General features: G+C 71.9%; 20 protein-coding genes. 12 read left to right on the top strand and 8 right to left on the bottom strand.

Going from position 1 to position 18,053, the window contains the following annotated elements; genetic code table 11:
- Window positions 1-28: 28 nt before the first annotated feature.
- The 3 genes from AWQ70_RS38760 to AWQ70_RS11595 form a co-directional block, all read right to left on the bottom strand.
- Complete coding sequence (locus tag AWQ70_RS38760) at window positions 29-643, bottom strand: hypothetical protein (RefSeq protein ID WP_157530011.1); 615 nt, start codon at window positions 641-643, stop codon at window positions 29-31.
- Window positions 644-797: 154 nt separating this feature from the next.
- A complete protein-coding gene (locus tag AWQ70_RS11600) occupies window positions 798-1,370 on the bottom strand; it encodes an isochorismatase family protein (RefSeq protein ID WP_067174164.1) in 573 nt (190 codons plus the stop codon).
- Window positions 1,371-1,433: 63 nt separating this feature from the next.
- Window positions 1,434-2,717, bottom strand: coding sequence for a nicotinate phosphoribosyltransferase (locus AWQ70_RS11595; RefSeq protein ID WP_373282315.1), 1,284 nt, complete (start codon window positions 2,715-2,717; stop codon window positions 1,434-1,436).
- 56 nt (window positions 2,718-2,773) lie between these two features.
- On the opposite strand from AWQ70_RS11595, the gene clpS reads away from it, so the two are divergent.
- The 5 genes from clpS to AWQ70_RS11570 all read left to right on the top strand — a co-directional run bounded on the left by clpS (window position 2,774) and on the right by AWQ70_RS11570 (window position 5,526).
- The gene (clpS, locus tag AWQ70_RS11590; protein WP_373282317.1) at window positions 2,774-3,043 is read left to right on the top strand and encodes an ATP-dependent Clp protease adapter ClpS; all 270 of its coding nucleotides are present in this window, start codon (window positions 2,774-2,776) and stop codon (window positions 3,041-3,043) included.
- Between the two features lie 58 nt (window positions 3,044-3,101).
- On the top strand, window positions 3,102-3,626 hold the full coding sequence (locus AWQ70_RS11585) for a DUF2017 domain-containing protein (RefSeq protein ID WP_067174155.1): 525 nt from the start codon (window positions 3,102-3,104) through the stop codon (window positions 3,624-3,626).
- Window positions 3,627-3,630: 4 nt separating this feature from the next.
- Entirely contained in the window at window positions 3,631-4,047 is a 417-nt protein-coding gene (locus AWQ70_RS11580) for a M67 family metallopeptidase (RefSeq protein WP_067174153.1), read from the top strand.
- Window positions 4,048-4,281: 234 nt separating this feature from the next.
- Window positions 4,282-4,560 carry a MoaD/ThiS family protein gene (locus tag AWQ70_RS11575; protein WP_067174150.1) on the top strand — a complete coding sequence of 93 codons (279 nt, stop codon included), beginning with the start codon at window positions 4,282-4,284 and terminating at the stop codon, window positions 4,558-4,560.
- 18 nt (window positions 4,561-4,578) lie between these two features.
- Entirely contained in the window at window positions 4,579-5,526 is a 948-nt protein-coding gene (locus AWQ70_RS11570; RefSeq protein ID WP_067174147.1) for a PLP-dependent cysteine synthase family protein, read from the top strand.
- A gap of 109 nt (window positions 5,527-5,635) precedes the next feature.
- On the opposite strand, the gene AWQ70_RS11565 is transcribed toward AWQ70_RS11570, so the two are convergent.
- Window positions 5,636-7,240 carry a DUF3352 domain-containing protein gene (locus tag AWQ70_RS11565; protein ID WP_067174145.1) on the bottom strand — a complete coding sequence of 535 codons (1,605 nt, stop codon included), beginning with the start codon at window positions 7,238-7,240 and terminating at the stop codon, window positions 5,636-5,638.
- A 153-nt stretch (window positions 7,241-7,393) separates the two neighbouring features.
- On the opposite strand from AWQ70_RS11565, the gene AWQ70_RS11560 reads away from it, so the two are divergent.
- From AWQ70_RS11560 to AWQ70_RS11530, 7 genes are all read left to right on the top strand, one after another.
- Window positions 7,394-8,188 (top strand): thioesterase family protein, encoded by a 795-nt coding sequence (locus AWQ70_RS11560; RefSeq protein WP_067174142.1) that lies wholly within the window; start codon window positions 7,394-7,396, stop codon window positions 8,186-8,188.
- 129 nt (window positions 8,189-8,317) lie between these two features.
- Window positions 8,318-9,226: a glutamate racemase gene (murI, locus tag AWQ70_RS11555; protein WP_067174140.1), complete on the top strand. Its 909-nt coding sequence runs from the start codon at window positions 8,318-8,320 to the stop codon at window positions 9,224-9,226.
- Window positions 9,223-9,975, top strand: coding sequence for an MBL fold metallo-hydrolase (locus AWQ70_RS11550; protein ID WP_067174137.1), 753 nt, complete (start codon window positions 9,223-9,225; stop codon window positions 9,973-9,975). Before murI ends, AWQ70_RS11550 begins: the two co-directional genes overlap by 4 nt.
- Window positions 9,976-9,980: 5 nt before the next feature.
- Window positions 9,981-10,697 carry a ribonuclease PH gene (gene rph / locus AWQ70_RS11545; protein ID WP_067174471.1) on the top strand — a complete coding sequence of 239 codons (717 nt, stop codon included), beginning with the start codon at window positions 9,981-9,983 and terminating at the stop codon, window positions 10,695-10,697.
- 48 nt (window positions 10,698-10,745) lie between these two features.
- Window positions 10,746-11,357: an XTP/dITP diphosphatase gene (locus AWQ70_RS11540; RefSeq protein ID WP_067174134.1), complete on the top strand. Its 612-nt coding sequence runs from the start codon at window positions 10,746-10,748 to the stop codon at window positions 11,355-11,357.
- 197 nt (window positions 11,358-11,554) lie between these two features.
- Entirely contained in the window at window positions 11,555-12,373 is an 819-nt protein-coding gene (locus tag AWQ70_RS11535) for a toxin glutamine deamidase domain-containing protein (RefSeq protein WP_245646910.1), read from the top strand.
- Window positions 12,370-12,618 carry an SUKH-4 family immunity protein gene (locus tag AWQ70_RS11530; RefSeq protein WP_067174132.1) on the top strand — a complete coding sequence of 83 codons (249 nt, stop codon included), beginning with the start codon at window positions 12,370-12,372 and terminating at the stop codon, window positions 12,616-12,618. Before AWQ70_RS11535 ends, AWQ70_RS11530 begins: the two co-directional genes overlap by 4 nt.
- A 66-nt stretch (window positions 12,619-12,684) precedes the next feature.
- Here AWQ70_RS11530 and AWQ70_RS11525 read toward each other — a convergent pair whose 3' ends face one another.
- From AWQ70_RS11525 to AWQ70_RS11510, 4 genes are all read right to left on the bottom strand, one after another.
- Window positions 12,685-15,186: an ABC transporter permease gene (locus AWQ70_RS11525; protein ID WP_067174130.1), complete on the bottom strand. Its 2,502-nt coding sequence runs from the start codon at window positions 15,184-15,186 to the stop codon at window positions 12,685-12,687.
- Between the two features lie 3 nt (window positions 15,187-15,189).
- Window positions 15,190-15,933, bottom strand: a complete 744-nt coding sequence (locus AWQ70_RS11520; RefSeq protein WP_067174128.1) for an ABC transporter ATP-binding protein — start codon at window positions 15,931-15,933, stop codon at window positions 15,190-15,192.
- 116 nt (window positions 15,934-16,049) lie between these two features.
- Window positions 16,050-16,715 (bottom strand): response regulator, encoded by a 666-nt coding sequence (locus AWQ70_RS11515; RefSeq protein WP_218004500.1) that lies wholly within the window; start codon window positions 16,713-16,715, stop codon window positions 16,050-16,052.
- An 88-nt stretch (window positions 16,716-16,803) separates the two neighbouring features.
- Window positions 16,804-17,979, bottom strand: a complete 1,176-nt coding sequence (locus AWQ70_RS11510; RefSeq protein ID WP_067174124.1) for a sensor histidine kinase — start codon at window positions 17,977-17,979, stop codon at window positions 16,804-16,806.
- Window positions 17,980-18,053 lie beyond the last annotated feature (74 nt).

Genomic DNA, 18,053 nt, shown 5'->3' with positions numbered 1-18,053 from the left:
GGACGACGAGCGTTCGAAGAGGGCGGGGTCACTTGTTCGGCCGCCGCTTCTCCGGGATCCGGTCGCCGGTGCGGCCGTCGACCGCCACGTACCGCGCCCCCGGACGCAGCGGCGGCATGAGCGTCAGATCGAGCGCCGCCCGTCCCTCGGCGACCCGGACGGGTAGCGTCCGGGACTCCCGTCCCTGCACGTCGGCGCCGTGCACCGCGCCCTCGTCCAGCCAGATCCGCACCTTCCTGCCGGTACGGCGGAACGTCACCGTCGCGGTTCGGCACTGCTGGGGCGCCGCCGTCCAGTAGATGGTCAGGCCACGCACGCCGTCGCGGCTCCGGCGGGCCGGCTGTACGGACTCGGGTGCGGGGGTGCGGGTCGGGCAGGCGGGGGACGGGGCGGCCGACGGGGTCGAGGTGGAGGGGGTGGGGGCGTGCGCCGCGACGTGCGCGGAGGCTCCGGCCACACTCCGGCCGTCCGTGTCGTGCGGAGGCTGCTCCGCCCAGGCGACCGTCAGCGTGGCCGCCTCCAGCATCGCCAGCGTGACCACCCCGGACACGCGGGCCGGCCTGGACTGCTCGCGGCCGAAGAGCCGCCAGATGCAGATGGGGGTGAGGACGAGCCAGGACAGGCCGAGCAGGAACGCGAACATCGACGCCGCCAATCGCGAGGAGTTGTCACTCTACGTAACACATCTCTCGCGCACCGTGCGGGCCATATTGAACATTCACTCGCCGCCGCCGCCCCCTGGGCACGGCGGCGAAAGGCCCTGAGGCAGCGGGGGAGAGCCCGCGTACCCGGGGGCCTCAGGCGCGCACGGTCGGCGTTCCGGTGAGCCGCACGCCGGCCTCGGCCAGCTCGGCGAGCGCGGCCTCGGTCGTCGCCGCCGCCACCCCGGCGGTGAGGTCGAGCAGCACCTGTACGGCGAAGCCCTCGCGGGCGCCGTCCACCGCCGTGGCCCGTACGCAGTGGTCGGTGGCGATGCCGACGACGTCCAAGGACACCACGCCCCGGTCGCGGAGCCAGTCCGCGAGGCCGGTGCCGTCCTCCGCGACGCCCTCGAAGCCGCTGTAGGCCGCCGCGTGGGCGCCCTTGCTGAACACCTCCTCGATGGGGGCGACGTCGAGCGCCGGGTGGAACGCGGCGCCCGCGGTGCCCGCCACACAGTGTGCGGGCCAGGTGCCCACGTAGTCGGGCCGCTCGGCGAAGTGCGTCCCCGGGTCGATGTGGTAGTCGCGGGTGGCCACGACATGGTCGTAGCCGTGCCGCCGCGCGTGCGGGCCGATCGCGGCGGCCACCTCGGCGCCGCCCCCCACCGCGAGGCTGCCGCCCTCGCAGAAGTCGTTCTGCACGTCCACGATGATGAGCGCGGATTTCATGCGAAACAGAGTAAAACGACCGCGAAGGGACCGACGTCGTCCTCATGCGCCGGTCCCCCGCGATCAACTGAAGATAGTAGGGATCGCGGCGTCTCCGGGGGAGAGGCTGTGCGCCATCGTCGGCAGCTCCGCCACCGTGGCCCGGTGCCGCGCCCGCGCGTCCTCCAGCGGCTCGCGGCCCACGACCACGCCGTCCCTGACCAGCTCGGCGAGCAGCGGCCGGTGCGCGCCCTCCGCCGGCTCGCCCGTGACGATCTCGGCGACGGCGGTGCCGTCCTCGACCGCGCGGTAGGCCCACTTGCGGCCGCCCCTGCTCGGCTTGCCCACGGACTGCTTGGCGACCGGCCGCAGCACTCCGCCGGCGTCCTCGCGGGCGACCAGCTTGTAGACGAAGTTCGCCGTCGGGTGGCCCGACCCGGTGACCACGGAGGTGCCGACGCCGTACCCGTCGACGGGGGCGGCGGCGAGCGCCGCGATGGCGAACTCGTCGAGGTCGCCGGTCACGACGATGCGCGTCCGGTTCGCGCCGAAGGCGTCGAGGATCCGGCGCACGTCCAGGGCGACCTCGGCCAGGTCGCCGGAGTCGATCCGCACCGCGCCGAGCTCGGGGCCGGCCAGCTCGACCGCCGTGCGCACCGCCTTCGCCACGTCGTACGTGTCGACGAGGAGGGTCGTGCCGAGGCCGAGCGAGTCGAGCTGGGCGCGGAAGGCGGCCTCCTCGGAGTCGTGCAGCAGCGTGAACGCGTGCGCGGCGGTGCCCGCGGTGGGCACGCCGTACAGGTGCCCGGCCATCAGGTTGGAGGTGGAGCCGAAGCCGCACAGGTAGGCGGCGCGGGCGGCGGCGACGGCGGCGGACTCGTGGGTGCGGCGTGAGCCCATCTCGATGATCGGGCGCCGGCCGGCCGCCTGGACCATGCGGGAGGCGGCCGAGGCCACCGCGCAGTCGTGGTTGAGGATCGAAAGGATCACGGTCTCCAGGAGGACCGCCTCGGCGAACGTGCCCTCGACCACCAGGACCGGTGACCCGGGGAAGTAGGACTCGCCCTCGCGGTAGCCGTACACCTGGCCGGTGAACCGGTAGCCGGCGAGGAACTCCAGCGTGGGCTCGTCCACGACGCGGGCGGCGCGCAGGAACTCCAGCTCCTCCTCGCCGAACCGGAAGTCCTCCAGCGCGTCGAGGACGCGGGCCGTCCCCGCGACCACTCCGTATCGCCGGCCTCCGGGGAGGCGGCGGGCGAACACCTCGAAGACCGCCCGGCGGTGCGCGGCTCCCCCGGCGAGGGCCGCCTGCAGCATGGTCAGTTCGTAGTGGTCGGTGAGCAAGGCGCTGCTCATGGTCATCTGCACGTGTCGAGACTACGGCGGGCGTGGTGCAGGATGGTTACGTGGGTGCTACCGCTCCGATGGAGGTCCAGCGTCCGGAGATGGACGTGCGGCCCGATCTGCCGTGGCTGACGATTGTCTGGAACGACCCGGTCAATCTCATGTCGTACGTCACATATGTCTTCCAGACGGTCTTCGGCTATCCCCGGGAGAAGGCGGAGAAGCTGATGATGGACGTTCACCACAAGGGCAAGGCGGTGGTCGCCAGCGGCAGCCGCGAGGAGATGGAGCGCGACGTCCAGATCCTGCACTCGTACGGCCTGTGGGCCACCGTCCAGCAGGACCGCTGATGTCGACCCTGCGGTGGGGGCTCGGCGGCCGTACGCCGCTCGGAGAACGGGGTGAGGTGTGAGCACCGGCTTCACGGCCGCGGGCGAGGGTGTGTCGATCACGCTCGACGTCGGGGAGGTGTCCGTCCTCACGTCCCTGGTGGCCCAGATCCTCAGTCTGGTCGAGCCGGGGGTGACCGGCGAGGACCCGCTGGAGCGGGCGCTCGGCATCGGCTCCGGCGAGGTCCCCTCCGACCCGGTGCTCGCCCGGCTGTTCCCCTCGGCGTACGCGGAGGACGACGAGGCGGCGGGAGAGTTCCGGCGCTACACGGAGGCGACGCTGCGCGAGGGCAAGCGGGCCGACGCGCGGACGCTGCTGGAGACGGCCGAGCCGGGGGTGGTGGAGCTCACCGCCGAGCAGGCGCAGGCGTGGTTGCGCGCGCTCAACGACGTGCGGCTCGCGCTCGGCGTCCGGCTGGGCGTCACGGAGCAGATCCACGACGAGATGGCGGAGATGTCGGAGGAGGATCCGCGCTATCCCGCCCTCGCGATCTACGAGTGGCTGACCTATCTCCAGGACACCCTCGTCCGTGCCCTATGGTGAGGCCATGCTGACCATCGCACGGGAACTGGTGGACAAGATCGTGGCCCACGCGCGGGCGGACCACCCGGACGAGGCGTGCGGCGTCGTCGCAGGTCCGGCGGGTTCCGACCGGCCCGAGCGGTTCGTCCCGATGGAGAACGCCGAGCGTTCCCCGACGTTCTACCGTTTCGACTCGATGGAGCAGTTCCGCGTGTGGCGGGAGATGGACGACAGGGACGAGGAGCCGGTCGTCATCTACCACTCCCACACCGCGACGGAGGCGTACCCGTCCCGCACGGACGTGTCGTACGCGTCGGAGCCGAACGCGCACTACGTCCTCGTCTCGACCGCCTCCGAGGACGACGTGGAGTTCCGCTCCTACCGGATCGTGGAGGGCGTCATAACGGAGGAGCCAGTCAAGATCGTGGAGTCGTACGGCTAGACTGGCGTCATGCCTTTCGATGACGTCCGCCCCGGGCTGTCGTCGGCTGTCCTCCCGGGCCGTGTTTGCCCCGGATCTCCCGTGCAGAAGTTCCTCTTCGCGCACACCCCTTCTGTCGTCGTCTACGACTGTCGCTGAGTTCCGTTCCGCATCGGAATCGCCGCCTGCCCGCCTCCGTTTCAATGAGGTGGGCCGTTCACCATGACGACCACTGATCAAGGAGACTGACCCGCGATGGCCATCGAGGTCCGCATTCCGACCATCCTCCGCACCTACACCGACGGCGCCAAGGCCGTGGACGCCACCGGCGCCACCCTGGAAGAGCTGATCGGCGACCTTGAGTCGCGCCACCCGGGCCTGCGTGACCGCCTGGTGGACGACTCCGGGCTGCGCCGCTTCGTCAACGTGTACCTCAACGACGAGGACGTCCGGTTCCTGGGCGGCCTGGGCACGCCGGTCGCCGACGGCGACACGGTCACGGTGCTGCCGGCCGTCGCCGGCGGCGCCCGCTAGGCGAGAGCCGTACACACCATGCGTTTCGACTCTCTGATCGACTCGGTCGGTCGCACGCCTCTGGTCGGCCTGCCGCGCCTGTCCCCGTCGGGTGACGTGCGCGTCTGGGCCAAGCTGGAGGACCGCAACCCGACCGGGTCGATCAAGGACCGCCCCGCGCTGTGGATGATCGCCCAGGCGGAGAAGGACGGCCTGCTCACGCCCGGCTGCACCATCCTCGAACCGACCTCGGGCAACACCGGCATCTCGCTGGCGATGTCCGCCCGGCTCAAGGGATACCGGCTGATCTGCGTCATGCCGGAGAACACCTCCGAGGAACGCCGCCAGTTGTTGCGGATGTGGGGCGCCGAGATCATCTCCTCGCCCGCGGCGGGCGGGTCCAACGAGGCGGTCCGGGTCGCCAAGGGGCTCGCCGCAGAGCATCCCGACTGGGTGATGCTCTACCAGTACGGCAACGACGCCAACTGGCGGTCCCACTACGAGTCGACCGGGCCGGAGATCTACGAGGACCTGCCGACGGTCACGCACTTCGTGGCGGGCCTGGGCACGACCGGCACGCTCATGGGTGTCGGGCGCTACCTGCGGGAGAAGGTCCCCGACGTCAAGATCGTCGCGGCCGAGCCGCGGTACGGCGAGCTCGTCTACGGCCTGCGCAACGTGGACGAGGGCTTCGTCCCCGAGTTGTACGACGCCTCGGTGCTGACCACCCGGTTCTCCGTGACGTCGGCCGACGCCCTGCGCCGTACGCGGGAACTGCTCGCGACCGAGGGCATCTTCGCCGGCATCTCCACCGGGTGCGCCCTGCACGCCGCCCTCGGCATGGCCCGCAAGGCCGTACAGGAGGGGGAGCGGGCCGACATCGTGTTCGTCGTCGCCGACGGCGGCTGGAAGTACCTCTCCACCGGCGCCTACGAGGGCACCCTCGACCAGGCGGAGGAGCGTCTCGAAGGCCAGCTCTGGGCCTAGCCGTCCGTCTGGACCGTGTAGTTGTGACGAGGGCCGGTTCCGAACAGATCGGAACCGGCCCTCGGCGTTTTCCGGGAGGCCGGTCAAGCGGGTCCCGCGCCGGACGGTGTCAGTCGAACAGGACGCGGAGCGTGAACCCCGCGTTCTCGCCGGCGAGCCGGCCGCTGAGGCCGACCGCCCGCAGCACCTCGAGGTCGGCCCGGTCCTCGCCCTTCAGGTCGCCGAGGTAGAAATCCTCGAACCGGTCGAGGTCGGCGTACAGGCCGAAGGTGGCGTCGTCGGCGCCCGGCACCGCCCGCTGGAACGTCTCGTCGTCGCCGAGCGTGCCGGGAGCGGACAGCGTCTTCGCGTAGTCCTCCGAGGTCGCCACGACCAGCATGCCGTCCCCGTCGACCTTGACGAGCTGGGGCGCCACCCCGCCCTCGGCGGCGGAGCCCTCGAGCTTGGCCAGGACCTCCCGCGCCTTGGCCGGGTCGGTCCGCAGCACCACGCCGCCCTTCGGCTGGTCGCCGTCCAGGCCCTCGCGGTCCACGGCCATGGTGACGCTCTCGCCGAAGAGTGTCACCAGGTCGTCCGGCAACGTGAGGCCGTACCGCTCGCCCGTCTGGGTGAGCGCCCGGCCGTCGGAGGTGCCCTCGGCGGCCTTCTGGAGCTTCGCCCACTGGTCGCGGAGCAGGTCGCCCAGGCCGGAGACCCCGAACGCGGCCGCGGTGCTCGCGGGCAGCTCGCCCAGCTTGACGGGCGCGGTCTCGGCCTGCTTGAGGTCCATGCCGCGGACGACCCCGGTCAGCTCGGCGTAGTCGTCGCCGAACCTGAGGGCCCCGGCGAGCCGGGCGTCGCGTACGAGCTCGGTCGCGGCCCGGTCCTCGGCGTCGCCCGAGTTCAGGGTGGTCGCGCTCAGGTCCGCCCAGAAGGACAGCACCCCGGGCTCGCCCAGCGCGTCCATGTCCCCGGCGAACCGCTCGTTCTCCGACAGCGGGGCGGCCTTGGCGTACCCGTCGGCGTCCGCCTGCGTGTGCCCGAGGATGGCGTATCCGTCGCGGAACGCGATGCCGCGGGGCGTCAGCGGGCCGCTGTCGCCGAGCAGCTTCGCCAGGCCCGCGCGGGCCGCCGCCTCGTCCTTCACCTGTACGGCGATCGCCGTCTGGGGGATGAGGGGGTACTCGGACTGGGAGCGGAACACGGCGATGCCGATGCGGTCGCCCAGCCAGGGCTCGACGTCCCTGGCGTAGTCGACCTCGGCGAGGTCGTCGGCTTCCTCGCGCAGCGTCTCGAACACGGCCGCGCGCGGGTCGTCCCCGGCGAAGCTCTCCTTGGTGGCGGAGAACTTGCGCGCGATGCCGAGCAGCGCCAGCTTCTGGTTGGCCGCGGGGTCGAGGTCGAGCCGCAGGTACGCGGCGGCGTTGCCGGGCAGCACCTCGTGGGGCTGCGTCCCGCCGCCGCTGAGCACGCTCGCGGCCCACACGCCGCCTCCGCCGACGACGCCCACGAGCACCGCCGCGACCAGCGCGATGATCCAGCCGCGCCCGCCGCCCCGCTTCCCGGTCGCGGGCGGGCCCGGCGGCGCGGGCGGCCCGAGCTCCTCCGGGTACGGCCACTGCCGGGTGCGTCCGTCGTCGTGGGGCTGCGGCTGTGAAGGCGGCTGAGGCGTCCGATACGCGATCGTCCGATCGGGATCCTGCCCTTGGGGGAACGGCGGGATGTCGGCAGGCATGTCTCTCTCACATGTCGGGTGACAGTAGGTGATTCTCAACGTAAGCCGCGAAGTTAGCGAAACGCTTGCACTTCACTTGACCCGAAACATGACGGTTACCGAGGAGCCGATAAACTGACCGTTACCAGAACAACATTCGGGAAGCGGGGTGCGGTGACCAAGTTCGACGAGGCCACCCAGGCGATCAAGGTGGACGACACGACCTACGACGTCTGTCTGGACGACGGGTACGCGATCGGCGGACCCCTGAACGGCGGATACCTGATGGCGGCGATGCTGCGCGCGGTGACCGACGCGTCCGAGCACCCGCACCCCGTCTCGACCTCCGCCCAGTTCCTCAAGCCCATCCCGCCGGGACCGGCCACGGTGCGGCTCGAACGGCTCAAGACGGGCCGCACCGCCGCCATGACGCGCGCGACCCTCATGAGGGACGGCGAGCGGTTCATCGACATGCAGGTCACCACCGCGACCCTGGACCCGGAGGCGGCGCCCCACTGGTCGGGTGTCCCGCAGACCGCCATGCCCGGCCTCGACGACTGCGTACGGCTCCCGACGCCCAAGCCGGAGTCGAACATGACGCTCGGCGCGCAGATCGAGCTGCGGTTCGACCCGGACTCGATCGGGTGGCTGCGCGGCGCCCCCAGCGGGCGGCCCGAGTCGCGCGCGTACTTCCGGATGGTCGAGCCGCAGGACCCGGACCCGTACGTCATCGCGCTCGCCGTGGACGCGCTGCCGCCCGTGGTGTTCTCCGCGGGAGGCAGGGGATGGGCGCCGACCGTCGAGCTGACCTGGTACCTGCGCGCGCTGCCCGCGCCCGGCTGGCTGACCCTGCTCGGCAGCGGCCGGCTGGTCAGCGACGGGTGGTTCGACGAGGAGGTCGAGGTGTGGGACTCCGCCGGCCGCCTGGTCGCCCAGTCCCGCCAGCTCGCCCGCGTCGGCCGCGGCTGAGCCCGCGGGCCGGAGTACGGGAGCCCCGGGGCACGGTGAGCGGCCCCGGGGAGCGGTCGGGAAACCCGTCGGCGGTGTGAGCATTCTTACCCTCAGTGAATCGCCCCCGGTCCCCTAACCTTGGGACTCATGCCGGAGAACAGCAGGCCGATCGGGATCTTCGACAGCGGTGTGGGGGGTCTCACGGTCGCCCGCGCGATCATCGATCAGCTCCCGCACGAGCCCATCGTGTACGTGGCGGACACCGCGCGCCAGCCGTACGGGCCGAAGGCGATCGCCGAGGTCCGCAGGTACGCGCTGGAGGTCATGGACCACCTGGTCGAGCACGACGTCAAGATGCTCGTCATCGCCTGCAACAGCGCCAGCGCCGCCGTGCTGCGCGACGCGCGCGAGCGGTACGACGTCCCCGTGGTCGAGGTGATCCAGCCGGCCACCCGGCGGGCCGTGCGCGCCACCAGGAACGGCAGGGTCGGGGTGATCGGCACCCGGGCCACGATCGCGTCGATGGCCTACCAGGACGCGTTCGCCGCCGCTCCCGACGTCGAGCTGACCGGGGTGGCCGCGCCCCTCCTCGTCGACTTCGTCGAGCGCGGCGAGACGATGAGCGACGAGCTCATCGAGGTGATCCGCGGCTATCTGAAACCGATCCAGCACGCGGGCTGCGACACGCTGATCCTCGGCTGCACCCACTATCCCCTGCTCACCGGCGCGGTCTCGTACGTCGCCGGGGACGGCGTCACGCTCGTGTCCAGCGCCGAGGAGACGGCCAAGGACGTCTTCCGCGTCCTGCACGACCGGGGGCTCGCGTGCGCGGCGGGGGAGCCGCCCCGGCACGTCTTCCGCGCGACGGGCGAGACCGCCCTGTTCGAGCAGCTCGGACGGCGTTTCCTCGGGCCGGAGATCCAGGCGGTGGAGCTGGCCCCGGTGGGCGACGGCTCCGGCGATGGGTCCGGCGATGGGTCCGGCGACGGATCCAGCGGGCCGGGCGCTTCCGTCGCGGCCGGCGGCAACGGCTCGGCCGAGGGGAGGGCCCGGTGAAGCTCACGGTCATCGGCTGCTCGGGCAGCTTCCCCGGGCCGGACAGCCCCGCCTCCTGCTACCTCTTGGAGGCGGAGGGGTTCCGCCTGCTCCTCGACTTCGGCAGCGGGGCGCTCGGCGCGTTGCAACGGTACTCCGGCCTCTACGACGTGGACGCCGTCTGCCTGTCCCACCTGCACGCCGACCACTGCCTCGACATGTGCGCGTACCACGTCGTGCGGACGTACTCCCCGGACGGACCGCTGCCCAAGGTGCCGGTGTACGCGCCCGCCGACGCGTCGCGCCGGCTCAACGCCGCGTACGCGATGCCGGACGAGCCCGTCATGGAGAACTCCTTCGACTTCTTACGGCTCCGGCCCGGCACCCGGCGGATCGGCCCGTTCGAGGTGGTCGCCGCGCCGATGAACCACCCCGTCGAGACGTACGGCTTCCGCGTCTCGCACGGCGGGCGCTCGGTGGCGTACTCGGGGGACACCGGCGAGTCGGCGGAGCTGGTCACGCTGGCCCGCGAGGCGGACGTGCTGCTGTGCGAGGCGTCCTTCGTCGAAGGCCCGGGAGAACGGCCCGACATCCACCTCACCGGGCGGCAGGCGGCCGAGCACGCGGCCAGGGCGGAGGCGCGGACCCTCGTGCTCACCCATCTCGTTCCGTGGTACGACCCGGAGCGGGTGCTCGGCGACGCGGCCGCCGGAGGCTTCCACGGGCGGACCGAGTTGGCCCGAAGCGGTGCGGTATATGACCTAGGGTGAGCGTCATGGCTCGTGCAGACGGACGTCGACCCGATCAGCTTCGCCCCGTGACGATCACCAGGAACTGGCTCGCCCATGCCGAGGGTTCCGTGCTCGTCGAGTTCGGCGGCACCAAGGTGCTGTGCGCCGCGACGGTGGAGGCGGGGGTGCCCCGCTGGCGCAAGGGCAGCGGCCTCGGCTGGGTCACCGCCGAGTACGCCATGTTGCCGCGCTCGACCAACACCCGCAGCGATCGCGAGTCCGTCCGGGGCAAGATCGGCGGGCGGACGCACGAGATCTCCCGTCTGATCGGCCGCTCGCTGCGCGCCTGCGTGGACTACAAGGCGCTCGGGGAGAACTCCGTGCTGCTCGACTGCGACGTGCTGCAGGCGGACGGCGGCACCCGCACCGCCGCCATCACGGGCGCGTACGTCGCGCTGGCCGACGCGATCGCGTGGATGCGCGGCAAGAAGATGTGCCCGGGCAACCCGCTGGTCGACTCGGTCGCCGCCGTCTCGGTCGGGGTCGTCGGCTCCGAGCCGATGCTCGACCTCTGCTACGTCGAGGACGTCAAGGCCGAGACCGACATGAACGTGGTGATGACCGGCAAGGGCGACTTCGTGGAGGTCCAGGGCACCGCCGAGGGCGCGCCCTTCGACCGCGCCGCGCTGGACGGGCTGCTCGACCTCGCCGCCCTCGGTTGCGCCGAGCTCACCCGCCTGCAGACCGAGGCGCTCGCCTGACCCGCCGGTACGGCCCGGCCCGACGCGGCCGGTAGCAAGGGAGAAAGAATGCACAAGGTCGTCCTGGCCACCCGGAACAACGGCAAGGTCGCCGAGCTCCGCCGGATCCTCGCCGAGTCCGGCGCGGAGATCGAGCTCCTGGGGATGGACTCCTTCCCCGAGATCCCGGACGTCGCCGAGACCGGCCTCACCTTCGCGGAGAACGCCCTGCTCAAGGCGCACGCCGTCGCCTCGCGCACCGGCCTGCCCGCGGTCGCGGACGACTCGGGCATCTGCGTGGACGCCCTGAACGGCATGCCGGGCATCTTCTCGGCCCGGTGGGCGGGCGCCCACGGAGACGACAAGGCCAACCTCGACCTCCTGCTCGCCCAGGTGTCCGACGTGCCGGACGGGCGCCGCCAGGCGCAGTTCGCCTGCACCGCCGCGATCGCGCTGCCGTCCGGCCAGGAGCACGTCGTCGAGGGTGTGATCTCCGGCCACCTGACGAGGGAGCCGCGCGGCACCGGCGGCTTCGGCTACGACCCGATCTTCGTGCCCGAGGGCGAGACCCGGACGACCGCCGAGCTGTCACCCGAGGAGAAGGACGCGATCAGCCACCGCGGCCGGGCCTTCCGCGCGCTCGCCGCCGACCTGCCCGCGCTGCTCGGCCCGTCCGCCTGACCCCGGGCCGGCCCGGCGCGCACGTCGCGCCGGCCGCCGCGTGCCGCTTCCGTACGGCGCCTGCCCGGTCGATCGGGATCTAACCGGCGAACCGGTGCGACCCGCCCGGGCGTGTGCCGGAATGGGACCTCCTCGGGCCCGTGCCCCTCTAGCATCGGCATCCTGATACGCGCGTGAGTGGAGGGGAGCCGCGGCACGTGTCTCAGGAGATCACCCATCGTCAGTCCCGCCGGCAGTCGCGCGGCACGTCCCGGTGGCGGTTGCCGACCGGCGTGTACAACCCCGTCGTCACGCCCGACGGCCGCCGATGGCGGGACTACGAGAAGGCGGCCGAGATTCCGGCGCCCTCGCTCGACGAGCATCCCCTGAGAGTCCGGGTGCCCGTCGCGCCCCTCGGAGGACGGGACTGGTTCGACCGGCCCGTGCGCCCGCCCCGCCTCGACCTCGCCAGGCCGTACGGCACGCCGGGCGGGCTCGCCGAGCCGGACCCGCAGGCCCAGCGGGACCTCGACCAGGCCGTGCGCGGACGTTTCCCCGACCCGCGCGGCACGTGGATCCGGCTCATCAACGCCGAGGGGCCGTCGGAGGACCCGTTCCGGTCCACCAACGCCGTGGACTGCGCGCTCTCCGTGTTGTCCACCTGGCACGGCGAGCCCTTGGTGGCGGCTCCCCGGATCCCCGAGTACGACGCGAGCGGCACGCCCGTGCTGACCGGCGAGGCGAAGGGGGTGTCCCGCGCCGAACGCTGGATCGGGCACCGCTTCGAGTACGTGGGGCACGGCCGCCGGGCGTACACCGTCATCGGCCGGCGGCTCCTCACCGGAGGCCACGGCGCCGCCGCCGTCCTCATCACCCGCTGGCCGAGCGGCGGCAGCCACGCGTGGAACGCCGTCAACAGCCACGGGGAGATCCTCTGGATCGACGCCCAGCGGGGCCACATGGCGGTCGAGCCGCCGTACGCCGACGTGACGGGCGTCTTCTCGGTGATCATCGACCGTGAGGGGCGGCGCCTTTGAAGGTCTCGCCGCAGAGGGCGCGCGAGCTGGCGGAGGGGTACTTCGCCGGCCGGTCCGCCAAAGTGGAGATCTTCACCTTCGGCCGCATTTACGTGGCCTGGGTGCGGGGCGGCGACCCGGACGATCCGCGGTCGCTGCCGGAGACGGTCGGGGGCGGCTGCCTCGTCATCGACAAGGACACCGGCGAGATCGCCGTCCGCCCCCTGCTCGCCCCGCAGGCCGTCGCCGACCAGTTCCCCCGCTGAGCGGCCTCCGGACGATACGGGAACGCCTCCCGGGGGTCGTCCCCGGGAGGCGTGTCCGCGCGGCCATCAGCTGCTGGCGAGCGAGCCGACGATGGACGCCTTCGCCGCGCGCCGGGCGGGGAGGAGGGCGGCGACCACGCCGGCCACGCCCGAGAGGGCGACGAAGCCCAGGATCTGGAGGACCGGCGCCCGGAAGATGACGTCGTCCACCATGGTCTGCGTCGCCGCCCAGCCGAAGCCGACACCGAGGGCGACGCCCACGAGCGCTCCGATGAGGCCGAGCACGAGCGCCTCGATCGAGAGCATCCGGCGGAGCTGGGGCCGGGTGAGGCCGAGCGCGCGCAGCAGCGCCGACTCCCGGGTCCGCTCGTGGACCGACAGCGACAGCGTGTTGGCGATGCCCAGCAGGGAGATGAGGACCGCCAGCCCCAGCAGGCCGGTGATGATCATAGTGATCATGTCCAGCGCCTCGTCGAACGCGCCCCGGGTCTCACGCGCGCTCTCCACCAGCACGGTCGGGTACGGGTCGGTCACCGCCTCGACGATCCTGCGGGACGTGTCGGCGGCCACGCCGTCCTTGACCTTGATCAGGATCTGCTTGTCCATGACCCTCGGGAAAGCGGCGTCGAAGTCCCGCTCGGTCAGGTTCACGCCGTACACGGGCGTGGACTGGTCGGAGAGAAGCGCGACGACGCGGTAGTCCCTGCCGGCCGCCTTCACGGTGTCGCCGACCGTGACGCCGAGCTCCTTGGCGGTCCAGCTCGTCACCGCCGCGGTGCCCGGTCCGAAGTCCTTCATCGACCCCTTGACCGGGGTGACCTTGAACAGCGGATCGACGGTGAAGGCGCCGATGTTCACCGACTGCCCCTTGATCCTGGCCTCGGTCTCCCGGACCGTGATCACGGACCCGAACTCGGGCCTGGACCGCAGCTCCCCGGCCACGGCGCGCGGGATCGTCGAGTCGCGCTGCTGCGTGCCGATCATGTAGTCCACCGGGAACTGCTCGTTGAGCTGCTCGGAGACGGTCGCACGGGTCGTGGTGGTGATCACGGAGATGAGCGACATCAGGGTCACGCCGATGGTGAGCGCGACCGTGGTCGTCGCCGCCCGCTTGGGGTTGCGCCGCGAGTTGTCCACCGCCAGCTTGCCCGGGACTCCGAAGAGCCGCCTGGGCAGCCACCCGACGAACGCGCCCAACGGCTTGACGATCATCGGCGCGACGATCAGCACGCCGAGGAAGAAGACGCAGCCGCCCGCCATGACGATCAGCAGGGCGTCCTGTCCGGGGTCCTGTGCCACTCCCAGCACTGTGACGCCCGTACCGGCCAGCAGGAAGAGCGCCCCGAAGACGGTCCGCAGCACGCCGGCGCGGAAGGTGCTCTCCTCGACCTGGCTCCGCAGCGCCGCGATCGGCGCCACCCGGGTCGCCGCCCGGGCGGGCAGCAGGGCCGCCGCGACCGTCACGATGATGCCGATGAGCAGGCCCACGACGATCGTCCGGCTGGAGAGGGAGACACCGGTCCCCGTCGGAATGGGGGCGTCCACCGCACCCAGCACCGCCAGTGCCGCCGCGCCGAGACCGAGCCCGATGAGCAGGCCGAGCACCGAGGAGAGCACGCCGACCACGACCGACTCCAGCAGGATCGAGCCGAAGATCTGCTTCTTCGTCGCGCCGATGCAGCGCAGCAGCGCCATCTCGCGGGCGCGCTGCGCCACCAGGATGTTGAAGGTGTTGTAGATGACCAGCGCCGCCACGAGCATCGCGATCAGGCCGAACAGCAGGAGACCCATCCTGATGAACTCGGTGTCCATGTTGTTCGCGGACGCCAGGTCGTCGGCGAGCTGCGTGCCCGTCTTGACCGTGTAGCCCGAGCCGAGCGCGGCGGCGACCGAGGCGCGCAGGTCCTCGGGGGAGACGCCGTCGCCCCCGCGGACGTCGATCTCCCGGAAGCCCTTCGCCCCCGTCATCCGCAGCGCGGTGTCGGTCGTGAAGCCGACCGCCCCCGTGAAGGACAATTGCTGGTTGACGCCGACGTCGAACAGCCCGACCAGGGTGAACTGGTGCTTGACCTGCTTGGAGTCGAGCACCGTGATGGTGTCGCCCACGGTGAACTGGCGCGTCTTGGCGGTGTCCTTGTCGAGCACCGCCTCTGTGGCGGCGGCGGGCGCCGCGCCCTCGGTGATCGCCGTGCGGTTGAGCGTGCCCTTGAGGATGGAGATCCCCGACGTCGCCCTGCTCCCCGCGACCTTGCCGTTCTTGCCGATGAGTGGGGCGGTGCCCTGCACGATGCCCTGCGCGTCGGCGACGCCCTTCACCCCGCGTACCTTGGCCAGGTCGCCGGTGGTGAGGATCGGCTCCTGCCGCCGGTCGGCGTCGTCCCCGTTGGGGAGCACCGCGACGGAGATCTTCTGGGCGTCCGCGGTGAACTTCTGTGCGAACCCCGCGTCGATGGTGTCGGTCAGCACGAACGTGCCCGCGATGAACCCGACGCCCAGCGTGATCGCGAGGGACGTGAGCAGCAGGCGCAGCTTGTGCGCCAGCAGCCCGGCCAGAGTCGTCTTGAACACGGCTCAGGCCTCCAGCTTCAGCAGCGTGTCGAGGACGGTCTGGGCGGTCGGCTGGTGCAGCTCGGTCACCAGCAGCCCGTCCCGCAGGAAGATCACCCGGTCGGCGTACGACGCCGCGACCGGGTCGTGGGTCACCATCACGATCGTCTGGCCCAGCTCGCGCACCGAGCGGCGCAGGAAGGACAACACCTCCGCGCCGCTGCGCGAGTCCAGGTTGCCCGTCGGCTCGTCCGCGAAGATCACCTGCGGCTTGCTGATCAGCGCGCGTGCCACCGCGACCCGCTGCTGCTGGCCGCCGGAGAGCTGGGTCGGCCGGTGCCCCAGCCGCTCGCGCAACCCCACCGTCTCGATCACCCGGTCGAACAGGACCTGGTCGGCCTGTCGCCCCGCGATCTCCAAGGGGAGCCGGATGTTCTGCTCAGCGGTCAGCGTCGGCAGCAGGTTGAACGCCTGGAACACGAACCCGATGCGCTCCCGGCGCAGCAGCGTGAGCTGCTTGTCGTTCAACTTCGTGATCTCCACGTCACCGACGTGGATCTCACCCGCGGAGACCGTGTCGAGCCCGGCCAGGCAGTGCATCAGTGTCGACTTGCCCGAGCCCGACGGGCCCATGATCGCGGTGAACGCCCCCGTGGCGAACCCGACCTCCACCCCGCGCAGAGCGTGCACCGCGGCGTCGCCCTGGCCGTAAACCTTCGTGAGTCCCCTTGCCGTCAGGGCCTGCCGGACGTCCGTAGTCATCGTCATGGGACCAACGCTATGGGCGTGATCTCCCGGTTCTCTCGGCTTGCGGGACGGACCTGACCTGCGCTCTCCGCGCACGCGCGATGCCCGATGTGCGACTTTCGGAGTACATCCGGTTGCTACCGCGGTCCACCGTTCGGTACGACCAGCCCGGTCTCGTACGCGTAGACGACGGCCTGGGCACGGTCGCGGAGCCGCAGCTTGGCGAGGACCCGGCCGAGGTGGGTCTTCACCGTCGCCTCGGCCAGGTGCAACCGGGCGGCGATCTCCGTGTTCGACAGGCCCTGGGCCACGTGGAAGAGCACCTCCCGCTCCCGGGCGGTCAGCCCGTCCAGGTCACGCGGCGCGTTCCCCTCCTCCGGCAGGTGGACGGCGAACCGCTCAAGCAGCCGCCGGGTCGTGCTCGGGGCGACCACCGAGTCCCCGGCGTGCACCGACCGGATGGCGCTCAGCAGGTCGGCGGGCGGCACGTCCTTCAGCAGGAAGCCCGACGCGCCCGCCTTTATCGCGGCGAAGGCGTACTCGTCCAGGTCGAACGTCGTGAGGATGAGCACCCGGGGGCCCGTCGGCGCCGCGCAGATCCGGCGGGTCGCCTCGACGCCGTCCATGCGGGGCATGCGCACGTCCATCAGCACCACGTCGGCCTCGATCGAGCCCAGCGCCTCCACCGCCGCCGCGCCGTCCGCGGCCTCGCCGACGACCTCGATGTCCGGCTGGGCCCCCAGCACCATCCGGAAGCCCGTCCGCACCAGCACCTGGTCGTCGACCAGCATCACGCGTATCACTGTTCCTCGTCTCCTCCGGGGGCGGGCCGGTCGGGGCCGGCGGTCGCGTTCAGGGGGCCGGTCAGGGCCGGCGCCGGTTCATGCCCGGTCATGCCGTCTGGCCGACCGGGAGGCGCGCGGTCACGCGAAACCCGCCGCCCGGCCGCGGCGCCGCGTGGACGGTGCCGCCGTACATCGCGACCCGCTCCCGCATGCCGATCAGGCCGTGCCCGTCGTCGGCGCGGGCCGCCGAGGCGCCCCGCCCGTCGTCGGACACGGACAACGTGACGTCGTGCGCGCCGAACTGCACCTGGACCGACGCGCGCACACCGGGCCCACCGTGCTTGAGCGTGTTCGTCAGTGCCTCCTGGATGATCCGGTAGATCACCAGTTGCTCTCCCTCCGGCACCGACTGCCGATCGCCCGACACGCTGAACTCCACCGGCAGCCCCGACGCGCGCACCTGGTCGACCAGGTCGGCGAGCTGCTCCAGGCCCGGCTGCGGAGCGTACTCCCCGCCCGCGGTGTGGTCGTCGCGCAGCACCCCCACCAGCCGCCGCATCTCCGCCAGCGCCTGCCGCCCGGTCGAGGACACCGCCTGTACGGCGCGGCGGGCCTGCTCGGGGTCGGTGTCGATGGCGTATCCGGCGCCGTCGGCCTGGACGACCATGACGCTGACGTTGTGCGCGACCACGTCGTGCAGCTCGCGCGCGATGCGGGTGCGCTCGGCGGCGGCCGCGATCCGCGCCTGCTGGTCCCTTTCGCGCTCCGCGCGCTCCGCGCGCTCCACCAGGCTCTCGACGTACCGCTGCCGCATGTTGACGTAGATGCCGGTGATCCAGATCGCCATGATGAAGACGGACGACGCCGGCAGGGGATCGAGGGTGTCATCGCGGACCAGCGAGAGGAACATGCCGAACTCGGTGACCACGGCCGCCGCTATCGCCCACTTCAGGGGGCGCCGCGCGGCCACGCCGTACATCGCCACGAGGACCGTCAGGTTGACCGGCAGGGTCGGGATGCCCGCCGCCCACTGGGCGAAGCTCACCAGGGCCACGATCGCGAAGGCCGCGAGGGGATATCTGCGCCGCCAGATCAGCGGCACCACGACCATGGCGGAGATCAGGAGCAGCAGGCCGGTGCCGGGCACGCCGGCGAGGCTTCCGCCCGAGTAGGAGCGGGCGGCCAGGACGGACAGCAGCCCCAGCAGCACGAGCGGCGTGAGCGCGAGCGTGTCAACGAGGAGGGAGTGGCGTCGCTTCCAGGCGCGCAGTCTGCCGAACACACATCAAAGATAGGTAATGCGCAGGTAGGCGGGGTTCCCCCCTCCGGTGGATCCCTGTCTACGACCCCGGTCGC

Source organism: Microtetraspora niveoalba (assembly GCF_001570405.1).
Taxonomy (GTDB): Bacteria; Actinomycetota; Actinomycetes; order Streptosporangiales; family Streptosporangiaceae; genus Microtetraspora; species Microtetraspora niveoalba.
This window is presented reverse-complemented; position numbering and strand designations above follow the sequence as displayed.